At 50.7% G+C, this 15,464-nt stretch carries 12 protein-coding genes; all 12 read left to right on the forward strand.

Features of this window, described 5'->3' with window-relative positions; translation table 11 throughout:
* Positions 1–206 precede the first annotated feature (206 nt).
* The 12 genes from EL268_RS08875 to EL268_RS08935 all read left to right on the forward strand — a co-directional run bounded on the left by EL268_RS08875 (position 207) and on the right by EL268_RS08935 (position 15,410).
* Complete coding sequence (locus EL268_RS08875) at positions 207–1,076, forward strand: putative RNA methyltransferase (RefSeq protein WP_106654507.1); 870 nt, start codon at positions 207–209, stop codon at positions 1,074–1,076.
* A 135-nt stretch (positions 1,077–1,211) separates the two neighbouring features.
* Positions 1,212–1,964, forward strand: a complete 753-nt coding sequence (locus EL268_RS08880; RefSeq protein ID WP_106654508.1) for an RNA polymerase sigma factor — start codon at positions 1,212–1,214, stop codon at positions 1,962–1,964.
* A 78-nt stretch (positions 1,965–2,042) separates the two neighbouring features.
* Entirely contained in the window at positions 2,043–2,456 is a 414-nt protein-coding gene (locus tag EL268_RS08885; protein ID WP_106654509.1) for a VOC family protein, read from the forward strand.
* A gap of 1,217 nt (positions 2,457–3,673) precedes the next feature.
* Positions 3,674–4,912 carry a diaminopropionate ammonia-lyase gene (dpaL, locus tag EL268_RS08895; RefSeq protein ID WP_106654511.1) on the forward strand — a complete coding sequence of 413 codons (1,239 nt, stop codon included), beginning with the start codon at positions 3,674–3,676 and terminating at the stop codon, positions 4,910–4,912.
* Complete coding sequence (locus tag EL268_RS08900; protein ID WP_106654512.1) at positions 4,909–6,069, forward strand: ArgE/DapE family deacylase; 1,161 nt, start codon at positions 4,909–4,911, stop codon at positions 6,067–6,069. The genes dpaL and EL268_RS08900 overlap by 4 nt, the downstream gene beginning before the upstream one ends.
* A gap of 74 nt (positions 6,070–6,143) precedes the next feature.
* Positions 6,144–7,925, forward strand: a complete 1,782-nt coding sequence (locus tag EL268_RS08905; RefSeq protein WP_106654513.1) for a sigma-54-dependent Fis family transcriptional regulator — start codon at positions 6,144–6,146, stop codon at positions 7,923–7,925.
* Positions 7,926–8,026: 101 nt separating this feature from the next.
* On the forward strand, positions 8,027–8,584 hold the full coding sequence (lepB, locus tag EL268_RS08910) for a signal peptidase I (RefSeq protein WP_106654514.1): 558 nt from the start codon (positions 8,027–8,029) through the stop codon (positions 8,582–8,584).
* Positions 8,585–8,682: 98 nt separating this feature from the next.
* On the forward strand, positions 8,683–10,185 hold the full coding sequence (locus EL268_RS08915; protein ID WP_106654515.1) for a helix-turn-helix domain-containing protein: 1,503 nt from the start codon (positions 8,683–8,685) through the stop codon (positions 10,183–10,185).
* Between the two features lie 163 nt (positions 10,186–10,348).
* Positions 10,349–12,019: a urocanate hydratase gene (gene hutU / locus EL268_RS08920; RefSeq protein WP_106654516.1), complete on the forward strand. Its 1,671-nt coding sequence runs from the start codon at positions 10,349–10,351 to the stop codon at positions 12,017–12,019.
* 5 nt (positions 12,020–12,024) lie between these two features.
* Complete coding sequence (hutI, locus tag EL268_RS08925; protein ID WP_106654517.1) at positions 12,025–13,299, forward strand: imidazolonepropionase; 1,275 nt, start codon at positions 12,025–12,027, stop codon at positions 13,297–13,299.
* Between the two features lie 72 nt (positions 13,300–13,371).
* On the forward strand, positions 13,372–14,712 hold the full coding sequence (locus EL268_RS08930) for a YjiH family protein (protein ID WP_106654518.1): 1,341 nt from the start codon (positions 13,372–13,374) through the stop codon (positions 14,710–14,712).
* 59 nt (positions 14,713–14,771) lie between these two features.
* Entirely contained in the window at positions 14,772–15,410 is a 639-nt protein-coding gene (locus EL268_RS08935) for a pyridoxamine 5'-phosphate oxidase family protein (protein WP_106654519.1), read from the forward strand.
* Positions 15,411–15,464: the final 54 nt, after the last annotated feature.

The raw sequence follows: 15,464 nt of genomic DNA on the forward strand, positions 1-15,464 counted from the left end.
TTGCTGAAATGTGCTATAATCGTACTTGGGTGTCCATCGTGATACCTACTTTATTAAAAAGCAGGAGTGTTACAGACCATGATCATCCAGTTCATTCGTTATCGGTAATGTGAGGTACAGATCAACGTAATCCCGCATTTTTTTGAAAATGCTTGGGGTTTATTTGACTGTGCCTTTTTTCATTCACCGAAATACGAATGAATGGGGTGCTTTTTTTGTTTTCTACAGCTATCTCCCAGCATGCTGGGATTTTTCGTTGTCCAATTTGCCAGGCGGCTATGCGCAACGTACCTGCAACCAGCTTGGTATGCAACAATCATCACTGCTTTGATTTATCCAAGCACGGCTACGTACACTTGGCTGCGCGAACCTACAAAACAAAGTATGACAAGCAAATGTTCGCAGCGAGAAGGGCGGTAGGGGAGCAAGGTTTTTTTGATCCATTGTATGACGTGTTGAGCGAGGTCATCCTGCATACGACAGAACACAAGGAAAGCCAAATGTACGTACTGGATGCAGGATGTGGCGAAGGCTATCATTTGACGCAGGTTCGACAGAGAGTAATGCAAACAAGTGAAGTCCCATTTGTCGGAGTGGGTGTCGATCTTGCCAAAGAGGGAGTTATGCTCGCGGCGAAGAGCGATCCTGAAGTCGTTTGGTGCGTTGGCGATTTAACGAAGGCGCCGTTTGCCGACAGACAGTTTTCATACATTCTCAATCTGTTATCTCCATCCAATACGGATGAGTTTCATAGACTCCTGGCTGATGATGGACGAATGATCAAAGTCATTCCCGAAGCCAACTATTTGCGAGAGCTACGAGAAGTCTTGTATCAAGAGACACCAAAAACACAATATGCGAATCATCGAACGATCGAGCACTTCAAAGCCAGCTTTGAGCTAATCGGCAAGGAGCGGGTTCAGTATCAGTTCCGACTGGATGAAGAGAGTCTTTCTTCTCTGCTCCAGATGACTCCGTTAGCATGGGGCGCGGCACCTGAGCAGTTGGAGCGGGTGTCTGACTTGGCAGGAGTGGACATGACGATTGACTTGGTTGTGCTAATTGGCAAGAAATAAAGTAGCGACTGTTCTGAGCGGGGAAAATCCGTTCAGGATGGTCGTTTTCTTATTTTTACATGGTCTATGTTTGACAGCGTTCTGTATTTTTTTGAAAATGAGTATGAATAGTCGGAAAAGTTTTGGGGGGATAGTATGGGGCAGGATCAGGATGAGGCTTCCTTTATGCGTGTCAAACCTTTTCTTGCGGATATCAAAAAACACTGCTTATCCCTCGCAAAAAACGACTGGGATGCGCAGGACCTTCTGCAAGAAACATTGACGAAGGTGTATCGTTTCTTGCAGAAGGCTCCAGACAGAGAACTGACCAAGGCATTTTTAAGGCAAATTGCCACGAATGCTTGGATCGACCATTGCCGGAAAGTAAAGGCGAATGAGCTTCCCGCCCTGTTTGATGAAGCGATACATCTGCATCAGTCCACTGTATCCGATGCGTTTGTGCAGAGAGAGGTGTTTGAGCAACTGGCTGATCGTCTAAATGCCAGACAAATGGTGTTAATTCTCATGATGGACATTTTTTCATTTACGGCGCAGGAAACAGCCACATTGCTGCATACGACAGTAGGGGCTGTGAAGGAAGGTGTGAAGAGAGCTCGTCAGCGCTTGTTCATGCTGGCTGAGCAATCCAGACAGGATGACAGCCAGTCCAGCCAAAAGAGAATCGACAAAGCTGGCCGTCGTGATTCGTCTGGGTTTGTATCAAAGGAAGGGTTCGAGCAATTTTTGGCTGCTTTTCGCGCGGGGGATGCCTATGCGATTTGTGAAACGTACCTGCGTCTCGCTGAACAGGGCGTGAGTGTGGAAAAGGTCTCGGTGGCAGGCGATCGCCTTTTCTTTGCTGTTCGTGACCCGGATGGGCATTTGCTGCATTTTTTTCAGAAATGGTAGAGGTACCCGTTTCTTTTTGTTCTTTTCTTTCGTTCATGAGGGTGAAACTACATATTTGAAATAAAGGAGCGAACACAAATGAGTATTCATGTACGTAATTTTGCGGTTGTACAGCTGCCTGTCAAAAACTTGGAGGTATCCATAAAGTGGTACCGCGATGTGCTCGGCATACCGTTTAGTTTCGAATTTTCACCTGGAGACAATGAGGCTTGGTTGAACGTAGGCGGAGTAGGTCTCGGGCTCATTCGTTGCCCTGAAGTTCCGCGATTGGACTTTACCGATATGGCAGGACAAGCCCAGCCAATCATCTCCTTGCAGGTAGACCAAATCCATGAGGTTTATGAGGAGCTGAAAAGCAAAGGAATCGAAGTAAGTGAAATGACGTATAAGCGAGGAGGAGGATATAGCTTTAGTTTTCGTGATCCAGACGGGCATTTGAACCACTTATGGGGTGGATGGCCTTCTGCTGAGGAGGAAGAGAGAAACGCATAGAGTTCTTCTAGCGCCAAAGATGCCACCTGTGAGAGTTATGCAGGTGGTTATTTTTTTCAACGGGGCCGCAGTGGAGAAAAGAATATTTCCAGTCTACGCTCCGGGCTACGTCCTGCTAGGAAGTATAGACTGTCCGCTGCGCAGCGATTTGCGGGGAAACGCAAAAGTGGTAGCCGCTTCGTCGCATGGGCACGTTGCGTTTCTTTGGCCCGCAGATCCCTGCGCAGCTGGGCTGGACTTCGAAAGTCGCTAGGGCTGGAAATATTCTTCTCTGGCGTGGCTTGTCGATCATTCTCAATCTTTAAAAGCCACTTGAAACTCCATCCGCTCGCAAGGAAACAGGAGAAATAAGCGAAGATCTTTGGGGCACCAACCGAGGCGCAATGGAAAAAGCGAAACACGCCTTTAAGCGTCCACCTCTGAGAAGCATCCTTGAGCTTCTACTTTGGACGCGGTTTCGCTTTTTCCATGGAGCCGTGCAGTCAATCCCCCTAGCAGGTGACCCAAGAAGCTGGAGCGTTTTCTCCTGTTTCCTCCCACCACAGCAGTTGGAGCGCAGATTTCATAAGTGGCCGCAGTGGAGAGAAGAATATTTCCAGTCTACGCTCCGGGCTACGTCCTGCTAGGAAGTATAGACTGTCCGCTCCGCAGCGATTTGCGGGGAAACGCAAAAGTGGTAGCCGCTTCGTCGCATGGGCACGTTGCGTTTCTTTGGCCCGCAAATCCCTGCGCAGCTGGGCTGGACTTCGAAAGTCGCTAGGACTGGAAATATTCTTCTCTGGCGTGGCTAATTGTTTGTACTCAATCTTTCAAAGCCTATCAGAAAAGCAGCTGCTCGCAAGGAAACAGGAGAAATAAGCGAAGATCTTTGGGGCACCAACCGAGGCGCAATGGAAAAAGCGAAACACGCCTTTAAGCGTCCACCTCTGAGAGCATCCTTGAGGTTCTACTTTGGACGCGGTTTTGCTTTTTCCATGGAGCCGTGCAGTCAATCCCCCTAGCAGGTGACCCAAGAAGCTGGAGCGTTTTCTCCTGTTTCCTCCCACCACTGCAGCTGGAATAGCGCATCTCAAATTAAGACGTAAAGTATCAAAATGATACTATTTAATCTCATTATGATACGATTACCACCGAAATAATAAGCCATCCAAGCTTCACATCGTTGGCACGATCCTTGCTTTATCAAAGTGATGAAACCACCCGAGGAGGAACCATCGATGGATAAACGACCACCAATCTACGTTGTGAAAAATCAGAGAAAAATTAGCGGGAGTTCTCGCATTCCTATCTATTTGACCGCAAAAGAAACCCGTTTTGCCAAAGCTTTTCACCAATCCCTCGCAAGCTACGAGCCGACTCCCCTCGTTACATTGCCTGCACTGGCACGTGAGTTGGGAGTAGGACAGGTCCTTGTAAAAGATGAATCCAAGCGATTTGACCTCAATGCCTTCAAGGTTTTGGGAGCTTCTTACGCGATGGCTCGTTTCTTGTGCGAGAAGCTGGGGAAATCGACAGAAGAGATGACCTTTGAAGCATTGTGCTCCCAAGAGATGAGAGAGCGAATCGGAGAAGTCACCTTCGTGACAGCGACAGATGGCAATCACGGACGGGCAGTTGCATGGGCTGCGAAGGCGCTCGGACAGCATGCTGTCGTTTATTTGCCCAAAGGCTCCGCCCAGCAACGAGTAGATGCGATACGAGAGGCCGGCGCACAAGCCCACGTCATCAATGGAAACTACGATGAAGCCGTGCGTCTTTCCGAACAAATGGCCAAAGAACGTGGTTGGCAAGTGATTCAAGATACGGCATGGGAAGGCTACACGACCATTCCCACGTGGATCATGCAGGGCTATACGACGATGGCAGCCGAGGCCATGGAACAACTCTCAGCCCTCACCGACGCCAAACAGCCGACGCATCTATTCTTGCAGGCAGGTGTCGGTTCCATGGCCGCCGCAGTCTTGGGGCATTTTGTTGCAGCGCAAGCAAACAAAGACCTAACGACCGTGATCGTCGAGCCGCATAGCGCCAATTGCATGGTCCTCTCAGCAGAAGAGAACGACGGACAACCACATGTAGCCACGGGAGAGCTTGGGACCATCATGGCAGGTCTAGCGTGCGGCGAGCCGAATCCGATGGCATGGGAGATCTTGCGGGAGCATGCAGACTTCTTCGTCAGCTGTGCTGATTACGTGGCGGCAAACGGCATGCGTATACTTGCGTCACCGACTGGAGATGACCCTTCCATTGTGAGCGGGGAAAGTGGAGCAGTCGGGGCAGGGCTTCTCGCTGCCTTGATGAGCAAGCCAATGTATCGTCAACAGCGTGAACAGCTCGGCCTGAATGAAAATTCGGTTGTTCTGTGCTTTAGTACGGAAGGTGACACGGATCGGAATATCTACAGACGCATCATCTGGGAAGGCGCATGCCGAGAAGAGGGGGATATGACAAAATGAACGTGACGATCAATCGAGACGAACTGATTTCATTGGTGCAGAACTTAATCCGTATCGACTCCGTAAATCCATACCTCGATGACGATGGGCCAGGTGAAAAAGAGATTGCTGCTTTTATTCGAGATCGTTTACAGGCGGCAGGACTGGAGGTTCATGTTACGCCTATTAACGACACAGCGGTCAATGTCGTCGGGATTCTACGGGGAACAGGCGGCGGCAAATCCTTGATGCTCAATGGACATATGGATACGGTAAGCGCCAAGCGCATGGAGATTCCGCCGTTTGAGCCAACCCTTGCGGACAACAAAATTTACGGCAGAGGCAGTCAGGACATGAAGGGCAGTCTGGGGGCCATGATCGCCGCAGTAGAGGCGATCGCACAAGCAAAGGTTCCGTTGGCAGGAGATGTCATTTTGACTTTTGTCGCTGACGAGGAATATAAAAGCATCGGCACGGAGGAGTTGGTAAAGGCTTACAAAGCAGATGCGGCGATATGCTGTGAGCCTTCCGATCTGGCGATTGGCGTCGTTCACAGAGGATTTGCCTGGGTCAAATGTGAGGTGCTGGGCAAGGCAGCCCACGGAAGTCGTCCAGCAGAAGGGATTGATGCAATCGTTCGGGCGGGCAGGGTCCTGCAAGAGCTGGAGCGTCTCTCAGACAGATTGGCTCAAGGTGCGGCTCATCCGATACTCGGTGCGGCATCTGTCCATGCTTCACTCATTCAGGGCGGGACGGAGCTGTCCACCTACCCAGACTATTGCCGCATCGACTGGGAGAGAAGGACGTTGCCGGGCGAGACAGAGGCAGACGTGGCAAATGAAATAGAAGCATTACTACAGAAGCTGCGCGCTGAAGATGAGACGTTCCAAGCAAGTGCCGAGCTGTCATTTTTGCGGGAGCCGTTTGAAGTTGCGCTGGATGAACCTGTTTATATAGCTCTTCAGGCCGCGTGTAAGAGTGTGATGGGAAAAACACCCGAAGTATGCGGATTCTCGGGGTGGACGGATGCGGCATTATTGCAGGAGGCAGGAATTCCTACTGTCTTGTTTGGACCAGTGGGAGCCGGTCTGCATTCGGCAGTCGAATATGTAGAGGTAGATAGCTTGGTAGACATGAGTGCCATCTTGGTGGAGACGATTTGCGATTTTTGCCGGTAAAAAATGCATAAGGGCAGGCTTCTCCTTGTGATGCGCTATAATGAAGGCAAGAGATTGACGGGAGGGGGAGCCAAATGCCCTTGCGAGAAATTCAAGAAAGTGTACAACAGATTGCTTCAGCAGTTGCATCCGTTCTGCGCGTAGAGGTAGAGATTGCGGACAGTCAGTTTTTGCGGATCGCAGGAACGGGAAAGACTGAGGCTGGCGTTTTGCGGACGATGGCAGGAGAGGATCATATATACCGGGAGTCATTGCTCGCTGGGCATCCTGTTGTGATCATGCATCCGGGGCAGGATGAGCGGTGCCGTCCTTGTATGCATTATGGAAATTGCACGGAGACGGGAGAGATTTGTTGCCCGATTCAATTAGACAATGAAAATATAGGTGTGATCGGCCTGCTCGCTTTCGATGAGGAGCAGCGCGAGCGGTTGTTTGCGGATGTAGATGCGATATTGACCTATCTGCAAAAAATGGCCGAGCTGATCGCCATTAAGCTAAAAGAGCACTACTTGTACGTCGAACAGTTGCATACGGTAGAAAAGCTACGTGTCGTCATGGATGAAATGGACAAAGCCATGTTTCTCGTCGATCAAGACAATCGGATCATTCAGGCGAACCAGCGTGCCCGTCAGTATTTGCAGCTCGATCACGACGACAGTCAAACGGCAGAATGGATAGATGCTATTCGCTGTGCAGATACCGCGCAGTCTGCGCCAAAGCAGATCGTTTTGTCCATCGGGCAGGAAGACAAGACATTTTTGTTTGCCATTAAGCCCATTCTACAGGCAGGAACGGTCAAAGAATGGGTGATTACGCTTGATGATGTACAGGAAGTCGTGCAAATCGCAAGGCAAGTGAGTGGGTACTCGGAGCCCGATCCTTTTCGGGTGATTGGTGGAAACAGTCCTGCGATTGTACAGGCGAAGGAAGTAGCAAGACGTGTGGCAGCCAGTGATTCGACTGTCCTGCTCCAAGGGGAAAGTGGAACCGGAAAGGAGCTTTTTGCCAGAGCCATTCATCAGTCAAGCCCGCGCCGTGACGAGCCGTTCCTTTCGATTAATTGCGCCGCAATTCCTGAGCATTTGATGGAAAGCGAGTTGTTCGGTTACGAGGAAGGCTCATTCACAGGAGCGCGAAAAGGTGGAAAACCGGGGTTGTTTGAGGTCGCAGGAAAAGGCACACTGTTCCTCGATGAAATCGGGGATATGCCTATGCATTTACAGAGCAAGCTGCTGCGCGTGTTGCAAGAAAAGGAACTGTACCGAATTGGAGGTAACGGCAAGGCCATACCTTTAGCAGCAAGGATCGTTGCAGCGACCCATCTGGATTTGCAGGAGCGGGTAGACGCGGGGGTGTTTCGGTTGGACCTGTACTATCGATTGCATGTGATTCCCATCCACTTGCCCTCGCTACGAGAACGTAGAGAGGATATACTGCCTTTGGCGAACGATATCCTTTTGGCGCATGCGAATCGGGTGGGGAAGAAGTTGCACGGCTTTTCCCAAGAGACGCAAAACGTCCTGTTTCATCACGACTGGAGAGGAAATGTCCGAGAGCTGGAAAATGTAATCGAGTACGCGGTCAATATGGAAGCAACCTCTTGGGTTCAGCCTTCGAGCTTGCCCATTCGAACGGGATTGCTGCGTGATTCTCCCCCGCATTCCGTTAAAGAAAGTCAGGGGCCATTCGACTGGCAAAAGCAAGGACTTACGCTGAAAGAACTGGAACGAGCAGCAATCGATGCCGCGATGCAACAAATCCGGGATAGAAACGGACGAAAAGAAGAAGCAGCTGCGCTATTAGGCATAAGCCGGGCAACGCTGTTTCGGAAACTGCGCGAGTACGGCCTCACCTGATCCGTCTTCTGGCTGATTTTTTGGGATTGCGTGGATAATGTGGTATGATGGTTTGGATGCATGAATGAGAGAATGGTAAAAGGAAGGAGTGCCAAAAGAAAATGAGAGAAGTATTGGGATGGATTCGATCGATAACCTTTGCTGTCGTTTTCGCTCTTGTCCTCGGAATCTTTGTATTTCAGCCGTTCAAGGTTGATGGGCATTCCATGGACCCTACCTTACAAGACGAACAGCGCATATATGTGTCTAAACTATCACACACGTTTTCTTATTTGCCAGATTACGGCGAGATTGTCGTGATCGACAGTCGGGTAGAGCGAGACCGTACATTGATGGACGATATCATGGGGCATCCCTTGGTGTCGCTGGTCACAGGTCAAGGCGATGATCACACGATGTATGTCAAGCGGGTCATCGGAAGACCAGGCGACGTACTAGAGTTCAAAGACAACAAGGTGTATCGAAACGGTGAGGCATTGAACGAACCATACATCAAAGAAACGATGGAATATGTAGCGGACGGAAAGATCACGGTTCCAGCCGATCATGTTTATGTCATGGGAGATAACCGGAATCACAGCACAGATTCCCGCGATATTGGCTTTATTCCGCTGGATCATGTGATGGGAACCATGATCGAAAATCCTCTTAAGAAGTAAGAACGTGAAGGAGAAAAGGTTGTCCATTTATGGGCAACCTTTGTTTCATAGAGAAAGATGTCCCACTCTTCTGATAGCTTTAAAAAGGAGGCCAGCCTATGCCCAGCATTTTGATAGCGGATCGGGACCAGAACGAACGAATCGGGATCGGATGGCTCGTCAGCAGCTATGCCATTCCGTATGACAAGGTACATAGTGCCGGGACCATGGAAGACGTTTTCGAAATGATGGAAGCGCATACACCGGAAGTGCTCTGTATTGAACTGGACATGATCGGGCGCGGGCAGTGGGACCGGCTGAAGCTGCTGGTGGATCAATATCGTCCAACCGTTGTGGTGACCACATCAGAGGCGACGTTTGAGCGGGCGATGCAGGGGATTGGACTTTTTGCACGCGATCTATGGCTGAAGCCACAGACACCGGAATACATCAGGAGAATCCTGACGAGATGCTGCCAGGAGCGCTTGGATCGGAAGCGAATGAACGAAGAGAAGGGAAGGGGATCGGGATCGGGCGATAACAGGGATGTCTCGTATCTTGACCTGTTTTTTCCCGGGCATGCACAAGCCAAGTCCTATTCGCTCATGCTGGCTCAACTGGAAGATCCGAAGCGGCATCCGGAGCTGCTGCGCTTTTTTGAGGAATATCCGTTTCGCGACAAGCCCGATCTTTTGCCGCTAGGGGAGACGATTGTGGGGGTTTTTCCAGTGGATGCGGAGGTCTCGTCTTCTTGGCTCAACCAAATTGGCAAGCGTTTGCTGATGGACTGGGAAGCAAACAATGATGCGCCACTCTTTTTGGTCATGTATGACGCAAGGAGCCACGAACAGAGCTTGAACGAAACGTATGCGGAAGCGAGCCAAGCCCTGCAAGTCCGCTTTTTCAAAGGATATCGGCAAGTGACGGTCGTGGATAATCGCGTGAATTGGACCATGATTGACCCATTTTTGACACCTGCCGAACAGCGCACGTGGGTTGAAATGCTGGATGAAGGCAATCGGGAAGAGTTGAAGCAGTGGCTGTATACTCATTTCTTTTACAAGGAAGAGCCCTACCCGGAGCCGGGACTGTTGCGTATTCGGCTGACGAGTATTTTGGCCCAAGTCAGGCGCTACATGATATCACGAGGTCTTGATTCCGCCCCTTTGGAAGAGGAGTATCACCGGGTTTTCGAAACGATTCTGTACTCGCCGATCTTGTATCGGATCGTAGTGGAACTGCTGCTATTTATCAATCAACTGCTCGATGAGGCACATCATCCTATCGACGAGTCCCGTGTAGATGTCGTGGAACAGGCGATTCGCTATATAGAAGGGCGTTACACCGATCCTGCACTACGCCTGGAGGAGGTTGCACGGTATATCGACCGCAGTCCTTCCTATTTCAGTACGCTGCTCGCGCAAAAGCAAGGAAGCTCTTTTCGCCAAATACTCACATCGTTGCGGGTAAAAGAAGCACGCCGATTGCTTCTTGAGACATCCCTGTCTGTCCAAGAGGTGGCAGAGCGATGTGGATTCATTAACGCCAATTATTTCAGTAAAATTTTTAAGGAAAAGACAGGGACAACTCCACGTTTGTTACGAAATCAAAAGAAAAGATAGAAATCGAAAAAAAAGACAGATTTTTTCGTCAAACCATGAATGCGGTTGCAAGTGAATCGAAAGTAGAGGCACCAAATCGAAAGCGCGGTGCCTTTTTTGTTTTCCCTTGCTTTTTTACAATGGAGCTAAGAAGTACATCCTTTTAGAAAAGCAGGTGGAAATGATGACGACGACACAATCCGTTGAGCAATTGATCCAAGCCTTTTCAGGTACCCAATTACATACAAAGGGATGGGTACAGGAAGCTGCGCTGCGCATGCTTTTGAACAACCTCAATCCTGATGTAGCTGAGCGTACAGAGGATCTGGTCGTATACGGCGGAATTGGCAAGGCGGCACGGAACTGGGAATGCTTCGATGCAATTGTCAAAACATTGCAAACGTTAGAGAGCGATGAAACACTCCTCATCCAGTCTGGGAAGCCGGTTGCCGTATTCAAATCGCATACCGATGCGCCGCGTGTGCTGCTGGCAAACTCGAACCTGGTGCCTGCCTGGGCGAATTGGGAGCATTTCCACGAGCTGGACAAAAAGGGTTTGATGATGTACGGACAAATGACAGCGGGAAGCTGGATTTACATTGGCAGCCAGGGCATCGTGCAAGGGACGTACGAGACGTTTGCAGAACTGGCACGCCAGCATTTTGAAGGCACGTTGACCGGAACGATTACCGTGACAGCAGGCTTGGGCGGCATGGGTGGTGCGCAACCGCTGGCCGTATCGCTCAATGGCGGTGTGAGCATCAATATCGAGGTGGACCCGACCCGTATTCAACGCAGATTGGACACGAAATACCTGGATGTGATGACAGAGAGTCTGGACGAAGCGATCCGTTTGGCGGAAGAAGCGAAACGCGACAAAAAAGGCATTTCCATCGGTCTGTTGGGCAATGCACCCGAAGTGCTGAATGCCATGCTGGCTCGTGACTTTATCCCGGATGTGCTGACGGACCAGACCTCCTCGCATGATCCACTCAACGGCTACATTCCCATCGGCATGTCACTGGAGGAAGCAGCCGAACTGCGGACACGCGATCCGAAAGCGTACGAATCTCGCACAAAAGCAAGCATCGCTGAACACGTTCGCGCCATGCTCGCGATGCAGGAAAAAGGAGCAGTCACTTTCGACTATGGCAATAACATCAGGCAGGTGGCAAAAAACGAGGGTGTGGAGGATGCGTTCCGTTTCCCTGGCTTTGTGCCAGCATACATCCGTCCGCAGTTTTGCGAGGGCAAGGGACCGTTCCGTTGGGTAGCACTGTCCGGCGATCCTGAGGATATTTACAAGACAGACGAAGTCATTCTTCGTGAGTTTTCCTACAACACGCATCTGTGCAACTGGATTCGCATGGCGCAGGAGCGCATTCAGTTCCAGGGACTGCCTTCCCGCATTTGCTGGTTAGGCTACGGCGAGCGTGCGCGTTTTGGTCAGATCATCAATGAGATGGTGGCCCGCGGAGAGCTTTCGGCCCCCATTGTCATTGGGCGTGACCATCTGGACTCCGGTTCTGTCGCTTCGCCAAACCGTGAGACGGAAGCAATGAAGGATGGCAGCGACGCGGTTGCGGACTGGCCGATTCTCAATGCCATGATCAATGCGGTAGGCGGAGCGAGCTGGGTATCTGTGCACCACGGAGGCGGCGTGGGCATGGGCTACTCTCTCCACGCCGGAATGGTCATCGTGGCTGACGGAACACCTGAAGCAGCACGTCGTCTGGAGCGCGTCCTCACGACTGATCCAGGCATGGGCATCGTCCGACATGTCGATGCAGGGTACGACCTCGCGATTCAAACAGCCAAGGAAAAAGGCGTCCACATTCCGATGATGAAGGAGTAAGAGCCATGACTAAACCTGTATGGATTCGCCACGCCAGTCAGCTTGCCACGCTGGCTGGCGGTTCCTCTTCCCCTGTAGTAGGAGCGCAAATGAATGAGTTGTCGATCATTGAGGACGGAAGCATTTGGCTGGAAGACGGCGTCATCCAGCGTGTAGGAACAGATGAAGAGCTGGCGCGTTACTATCGAGACCGTACGCATGAGGCGCAAATCATCGATGCTTCGGGCAAGCTGGTCACACCAGGGCTGATCGATCCGCATACACATCTGGTGCACGCGGGCAGTCGGCAAAACGAGTTTAATATGCGGCTAAACGGTGCGACCTATATGGAGATTATGAACAATGGCGGCGGAATTTACTCGACTACCGCGGCGACGCGAGCAGCTACCCATGAAGAGCTGTTTGCCCAGAGCAAGCAGCGTCTTGACCAGTTTCTGTTGCATGGGGTCACAACCGTCGAGGCGAAAAGCGGTTACGGCCTGACATTGGAAGATGAGCTGAAGCAGCTGGAGGTCGCCAAGCAGTTGCACGAGGAACATCCCATCGACATCGTCAGTACCTTCATGGGTGCACATGCGGTGCCGCGTGAATACAAGGAAAATCCGGATGCGTTTGTAGACGTGGTCATTGAGCAAATGATCCCAGAGGTTGCTCGTCGCAAGCTGGCTGTTTTTAACGATGTGTTTTGCGAAAGAGGTGTGTTCACTCCGGAGCAGTCCCGACGCATTCTCGAAGCGGGGGTCCGTCATGGGTTGCTGCCGAAGATTCATGCGGACGAAATCGAACCGTATGAAGGGGCAGAGCTGGCAGCTTCGGTTGGCGCGGTATCTGCGGATCATTTGCTGCGCGCTTCAGACAAGGGGATTGAACAGATGGCAGAAGCGGGTGTCATCGCTGTGTTACTGCCCGGTACGGCGTTTTTCCTGATGGCAGAGTCAGCCAATGGCAGGAAAATGATTGATCGTGGCGTGGCTGTCGCGATTTCGACGGATTGCAATCCGGGCTCGTCTCCAACGGTTTCGCTCCCACTCATCATGAATCTGGGTTGCCTGAAAATGGGGATGACGCCAGCCGAGGTGCTGACGGCAGCTACCATCAACGCCGCTCACGCAATCCGCTGCGCGTATGAAGTCGGCAGCCTTGAGGTCGGGAAAAAAGCAGATGTCACGATTTTTGACGTTCCTGATTTCATGACCTTGCAATATCGTTATGGGAGTAACCACGTAAACACGGTAATCAAAAACGGAACAATCGTCGTTGCTGGGGGAAGACTGGCGTAATATTAGAGAGAGCAAAAGAAAAACGGGTAGAAGTGGGGGAGACCGGCTTGTTTTTGAAATGGGGGGACATGTATGGGCAATATTTCGAACAGCAATCTTGCACCTCATCCTGGTCAGCAAGCCGTATCCACCACGCATGCTTGGAAGTTTTTTGTTTTTAGCCTCATTGGCATTTTCGTTTTTTTTATTCCTGTTACCATTAACAACACAAGCTCCATTATGCTCGATCACATCGTGACATGGGTTCGGCAAATCATGCCGAGTGCGATACCGATATATGCTTTGCTTGTGATTGTGCTTGGAGCCATTTATCCGTTTGTGACGGGCAGTTGGAAGCAGAGCAAAGTAAACCTCGTCTTTTCTGCGCTAAAAGTACTGGGTGTGCCTATCGCTCTGTTGATTTATTTTCAGGCGGGTCCTGCATGGCTGCTGGACAAGAATATGGGGCCATTTCTCTTCGAAAAGCTGGTGATTCCCGTAGGTATGGTAGTCCCGATCGGCTCCGTGTTCTTGGCGTTGCTTGTTGGCTACGGCCTTTTGGAATTTATCGGGGTACTGGTTCAGCCAATCATGCGCCCGATTTGGAGAACACCTGGCCGCTCTGCGGTAGATGCGGTGGCTTCCTTTGTGGGGAGCTATTCGATCGGTCTTTTGATCACGAACCGGGTATTCAAAGAAGGCAAATATACGATTAAAGAAGCAGCTATTATCGCAACTGGCTTTTCCACTGTATCTGCGACATTTATGATCGTCATCGCGAAAACATTGGATTTGATGAATTACTGGAATCTTTATTTTTGGGTCTCGCTCGTGGTGACGTTTCTCGTAACGGCAGTGACGGTGCGTATTTGGCCGCTGTCCAATATGAGTGATGCATATTACCAGGACAACGGCGATCCGGAGAAAGTGATTAAGGAAAAACGGTTGCGCCAAGCGTGGATAGAGGCTATGGAAGCTGCGGGAAAAGCGCTGCCGCTAACGCGGAACATTTGGGAGAATTTGCGGGATGGTTTCATCATGACCATGAGTATTCTTCCGTCCATCATGTCGGTCGGCTTGATCGGGTTGGTATTGGCCGAATTTACCCCTTTGTTTGATTGGCTGGGGTACTTGTTTTATCCGATTACATGGCTCTTGCAAATTCCAGAGCCGATGCTGGCTGCAAAAGCGTCAGCGATCGAAATTGCCGAGATGTTTTTACCTGCTCTGCTTGTGGTAAAAGCACCTCTGGTCACCAAGTTTGTCATTGCAGTTGTTTCGGTTTCTTCCATCTTGTTCTTTTCCGCGACGATTCCTTGCATTTTGTCTACCGAGATTCCGATTAGCATTCCAAAGCTTCTGGTGATTTGGGTAGAGCGTACGATTCTAACCCTGCTGCTTGTGACCCCTCTAGCTTTCCTGCTTCTGCCATAAGCAAGAAAAGTGGTATGATGGTGGCAGGTTCGAACAAGCAGAGGAAAGAGGGGGTAGTCATGTCAGGATTCGGAATATTCCGTGACGTGGTCACGTCAGAGCAGCAGCTGCGCGAAATGGTCGGAGAGCCAAGTCGTCTCGTACAGAACAAGGCGATCACCCAGTTGGATGACCATAGCCGCAAGTATATTGCCCAAGCGCCATTTCTCATCATTGCCACAGCAGACAAAGATGGCCATTGCGATGCTTCGCCACGTGGTGATGCGCCTGGCTTTGTGCATGTCGTCGACGATCACCATCTGGTGATTCCCGAGCGCCCAGGAAACAAGCGGATGGACTCCATCACGAACATTTTAGTCAACCCCCATATTGGGCTTATCTTTTTGATTCCTACGCTGGAAGAGACGTTCCGTGTGAACGGCAAGGCTTGCATTATTCGCGATGAAGAAATACTGGGGAAGATGGCGGTTAACGGGAAGGCGCCTACGCTTGGGATCGGCGTAAAGGTCGAGGAGTGCTTCGTCCACTGTGCAAAGGCATTTATGCGCTCTGGATTATGGAAGCCGGAGTCGTGGCCGGCAGAAGGGACGACTCCTAACGTCGCGCAAATGCTGGCAGATCATGTGAAGTTACCAGGTGTGACGGCAAAAGAAGTGGCGGAGGGTTTGCAAGACAGCTATACAAATCGATTGTACTAAGCAAAGGAAAAACGGCAGTTCTCCCATTTCGTTTTGGAGCCTGCCGTTTTCGGT

The organism is Brevibacillus brevis, from assembly GCF_900637055.1.
GTDB classification, from domain to species: domain Bacteria; phylum Bacillota; class Bacilli; order Brevibacillales; family Brevibacillaceae; genus Brevibacillus; species Brevibacillus brevis.

Bases quoted from the DNA above. Each gene is read 5' to 3' on its own strand.
- EL268_RS08880 (WP_106654508.1), top strand. From the start codon at position 1,212: ATGGGGCAGGATCAGGATGAGGCTTCCTTTATGCGTGTCAAACCTTTT.
- EL268_RS08885 (WP_106654509.1), top strand. From the start codon at position 2,043: ATGAGTATTCATGTACGTAATTTTGCGGTTGTACAGCTGCCTGTCAAA.
- dpaL (WP_106654511.1), top strand. From the start codon at position 3,674: ATGGATAAACGACCACCAATCTACGTTGTGAAAAATCAGAGAAAAATT.
- EL268_RS08900 (WP_106654512.1), top strand. From the start codon at position 4,909: ATGAACGTGACGATCAATCGAGACGAACTGATTTCATTGGTGCAGAAC.
- EL268_RS08905 (WP_106654513.1), top strand. From the start codon at position 6,144: ATGCCCTTGCGAGAAATTCAAGAAAGTGTACAACAGATTGCTTCAGCA.
- lepB (WP_106654514.1), top strand. From the start codon at position 8,027: ATGAGAGAAGTATTGGGATGGATTCGATCGATAACCTTTGCTGTCGTT.
- EL268_RS08915 (WP_106654515.1), top strand. From the start codon at position 8,683: ATGCCCAGCATTTTGATAGCGGATCGGGACCAGAACGAACGAATCGGG.
- hutU (WP_106654516.1), top strand. From the start codon at position 10,349: ATGACGACGACACAATCCGTTGAGCAATTGATCCAAGCCTTTTCAGGT.
- hutI (WP_106654517.1), top strand. From the start codon at position 12,025: ATGACTAAACCTGTATGGATTCGCCACGCCAGTCAGCTTGCCACGCTG.
- EL268_RS08930 (WP_106654518.1), top strand. From the start codon at position 13,372: ATGGGCAATATTTCGAACAGCAATCTTGCACCTCATCCTGGTCAGCAA.
- EL268_RS08935 (WP_106654519.1), top strand. From the start codon at position 14,772: ATGTCAGGATTCGGAATATTCCGTGACGTGGTCACGTCAGAGCAGCAG.